Below are 3321 nucleotides of genomic sequence, written 5' to 3'. Positions count from 1 at the left end.
CCCCCCGCTTCCTGCGTCTGCTGTTCGGGAGCGGCGGGCGATTCGAGGGTGCCGGCGCCAGCGAGACGTTCGAGGAGCGACGCGGCCTTGCCGGGCGCGTTCTCCGCTCGGACCTGCTCGATCTCCGCCTGCGTGAAGCCGGCGCGCCGCAGGCCGACTGTCGTCGTCGCGACGTCCGGCAGCGCGGATGCGATCTTCGCGATCACGTCCGCGCTTGCCTGCGGGCTCACGTAGCGGGTCGGCGTGTAGTTGATCGCCATATCCCACGATTCCTCGGGCGGGGCCGTGAGTCGGTCGCGGATCATGAGGACGTCTTGGAGGAGGCGACGCAGCGCTGGCGTGAAGATACGCCACTGGTAGTCGGCCTCGTCGGACAGCTGGTACTCAGCGGCCTGCATGGCCTCCGCCGACGCCGGGTTATCGCCGAAGATACCGACCGTGCTCATCGGCAAGTTCGTCGCGGCGCAGAAGTTCTGCGCGAGCTGACGATACATCGCGAGATGAGGTTCCATCGACAGCTGCGTGAACTGGCCGACCGACGGCGTTGCACCTTCCTCATTGACCGTGAGAGCGAGCAGACGGCCCGTGATCGCCGACCACCGCTCCATACCTGTAAACGCATCCTCGGACGCGCCGAGGACGTACCGCTGCGGGCTGGAGAAGAATTCAGCGCCCGTCTCGGCGCGCATCAGCGTGCGCACCGCCGCGTCCGTCAGGTACCGGACCTCGGTCGTAATCCGCGAGCGCCCGAACGGTCGTCCGAGCTGCGGGTCATAGACCAGCGGCTCGACGAGCACGCGGCCCGTCGGGTTCTCCATCCGCTCAAGGTGCCAGGCCGCAGAGCCGGGCTGGCGAGAGAAATGAATGATGAATGAGCGCGTGTACATCGTCGCGCCCGTGATCGTGTTCTCGTACTGCTCCGTGCCCTCAGCGGTCGAGGCCTCTAGAGCGAGCGCTGCCTCCAGCGTGCGCGTGCGCTGATCCCACAGGGCCGTTGTCCACTTCGCGTCGCGCGCCTGGATCATGACGGGCGGCTCGCCGCGCGTCACGTCACCAGCTGCGACAGTCAGGAACGAGACCGAGTGCTTGTACGCGCTCGTGATCGCCTGCGCGAGCTCCGTCTCGAATTCATTGCGCGCGAGAAGCCCGGCCAGGTCGTAGGTGTCGGTCAGACCACCGACGGTGTAGCCCTCGAAAACGTGCTTCCGTGCGAGGGCTTGCACGGCCTTCTGGGGCCAGCCGAGAGCGGCGCGCGTGCGCTGCATCTGCGGCGGGATAGAGATGCCGAGATCCTGGAAGGCTCGATGCCCCTCGTAGTACACGTCGAGCAGCGCGTTCTTCGACTGCTTCGCCGTGATCCGATCCTGCATGAGGCGCAGCTGGCTCTTCTCAGTTTCAGTCAGCCCCGGCAGCGCCGGGATCCTCGTCAGACTCATAGGACGATCGCCCTCCTTCCGGTTTTCCCTTTAGGCCTACGCCTCGTGGTCTTGGCCGCGTGCAACGCCGCCGATACCGCCTCTAGCGGTGTCTCATCCCCGTCTGGGGTCGAGGCCGACCAACCATACGCGCCGTCTCGTCGGCGAATCTGCCGGTCCACGACAGCCACCGAAGCGTTGAGCGCGTCCTCCGGCTCTCCCGCCGGGTGCGTCACCTGGCCAGCTCGCAGCCCCTCAAAGAGCAGCCCGCAGGCCTCGAAATACTCGCCAGTTGTCATGATGTGGACGAGGCGTTTCGGCACGCCTCGCATGTCCAGCGCGTCCGACAAAGCAGCCGCGCCAGCACCGCCGAGAAGATTGATCTGCGCCGTCCTGTCGACGCGCTCGGCAAGCCATTCCGCGAGCGCCGACACGCCCGCAGCGGTAGACCCCGTATAGGTGTCGATTGCGTTCACGTGGAAGCGCGCGGACGCTCCCGTGCCTTCCTTCATCGCGCCCGCGAGCGCCATGCGCTTACCGTCGGCGCTGAAAGACACGCCGAACGAGCGGATGCCGTCCTCCGGCGCGTCTGCGACGGAGGCATCCCACGTCGCGGAGTCGATCGCGCGCGAGGCTCCAGCGTTCGCCGGCCACATTCCCAGGCGCTCACGCTTGAAGCCTTCTTCGTTGAGCGTGCGACGCTCGTTTTCGACGAACGCAATTTTCATGCGTCCCGCCGTGATCGCCGGGTTCGTCGCGATCCACACGCCCTTATCGTCGAGGTTGACAGGCCCGTCCGGGTCCGCCGACCACTCGTGCCAGCACATCGGTCCGGGATGCTCCGAGAGGCCCTGTGCGCGCTGGCGAGTGAACACGGCGCCCGATGCGTTCGGACCTGGCGGCGTGCCCGTGTAGAGGATCTGCGAGTTACCGAGGTCGCCAGCCGAGCCCGTCGAGAGCATGGCCTCGATAGCGTCCTCAGTCAGCTCCTGCGCCTCGTCGAAAACGATCACGTCGGCTGTAAAGCCACGACCTGACGACTTCGAGCGGGCGATGACTCGCAGCTCTGCGCCGTTCGTGAGCGTGATCGATTCCTGGCCGTTGACGTTACGGACGTTCGTCACGAGGCGGTTCAGCTCGGGGAAGTCTGCCGACTCGTCGTTCGCCTTATTCCCGAAGAAATGCTTGAAGCGCCTGTAGTGCGCCTGCGCTGTTTTGACCTCGTGCGCGGAGTGAAGGATCTTCTCTCCGAGGAGCACCATGCCGAAAAGCTCGCGGATCTCCAGGAGCGCGTTCTTCCCGTTCTGGCGCGGAACGGACAGGCCGCAGGTCATGTGCTTCCACTCGTCCTTTGTGGACGCGGCCAGCCAGTCCTCGAGGACGAGATTCTGCCAGGGGTCAGGGGTCAGCCCGAAGTTCGCGGCGAACTCGCCGGCGATGTCCCCGAAAGTCTTTGCTCTACGCTTAGCGGCGACCCGCACCCGAGGCGTTTGACCGTCGCCGTGCGAGCTGGTCCTGGAAGTTGACAACGTTGTCTCCCTCCTCCTTCGACTCGACTACAACAGCCGGGCCGGCCAGCTCAGAAATCAACGCCCGCGCCTCACGAATCAACGGCGCCCGCTTGTCAAACTCGGCATACTCAATCGACTGCAACGTCGCGTCCAGCAGCTTTGTGCGCTGCGCGCGAGCATCAAATGCCGGAACCTCCGGCTCCTTCTTCGCCGCGGCCTTCTTCGCCGAAGTCTTACGCCCGCGAGCGCTCGATGCCTTCGCCTTCTTCTCAGCCAATTCCAACCCCCTACTCCCGGGCGAAACCGCCGAAAACGCCTACCGTCTATCCCAGATGCCCCATAAACACGCCAGGCGAGCCGCCCCTAAACGAAAACCCCCAGCCACCGTTTTTGCG

At 65.4% G+C, this 3321-nt stretch carries 3 protein-coding genes; all 3 read right to left on the bottom strand.

Features of this window, described 5'->3' with window-relative positions:
* A partial coding sequence (locus tag HMPREF1505_RS12450) for a phage portal protein (RefSeq protein ID WP_036925960.1) occupies window positions 1-1436 on the bottom strand: 1436 nt, incomplete at its 3' end.
* The gene (locus HMPREF1505_RS12445; protein ID WP_034466139.1) at window positions 1433-2896 is read right to left on the bottom strand and encodes a hypothetical protein; all 1464 of its coding nucleotides are present in this window, start codon (window positions 2894-2896) and stop codon (window positions 1433-1435) included. The genes HMPREF1505_RS12450 and HMPREF1505_RS12445, both read right to left, overlap by 4 nt.
* Complete coding sequence (locus HMPREF1505_RS12440; protein WP_034520760.1) at window positions 2880-3203, bottom strand: hypothetical protein; 324 nt, start codon at window positions 3201-3203, stop codon at window positions 2880-2882. The genes HMPREF1505_RS12445 and HMPREF1505_RS12440 overlap by 17 nt, the downstream gene beginning before the upstream one ends.
* Window positions 3204-3321 lie beyond the last annotated feature (118 nt).

The organism is Prevotella sp. ICM33 (assembly GCF_000517825.1).
Classification (GTDB): Bacteria; Bacteroidota; Bacteroidia; order Bacteroidales; family Bacteroidaceae; genus Prevotella; species Prevotella melaninogenica.
Note: the sequence above shows the minus strand (reverse complement) of the source record. Positions and strands in the feature narration are given on the sequence as shown.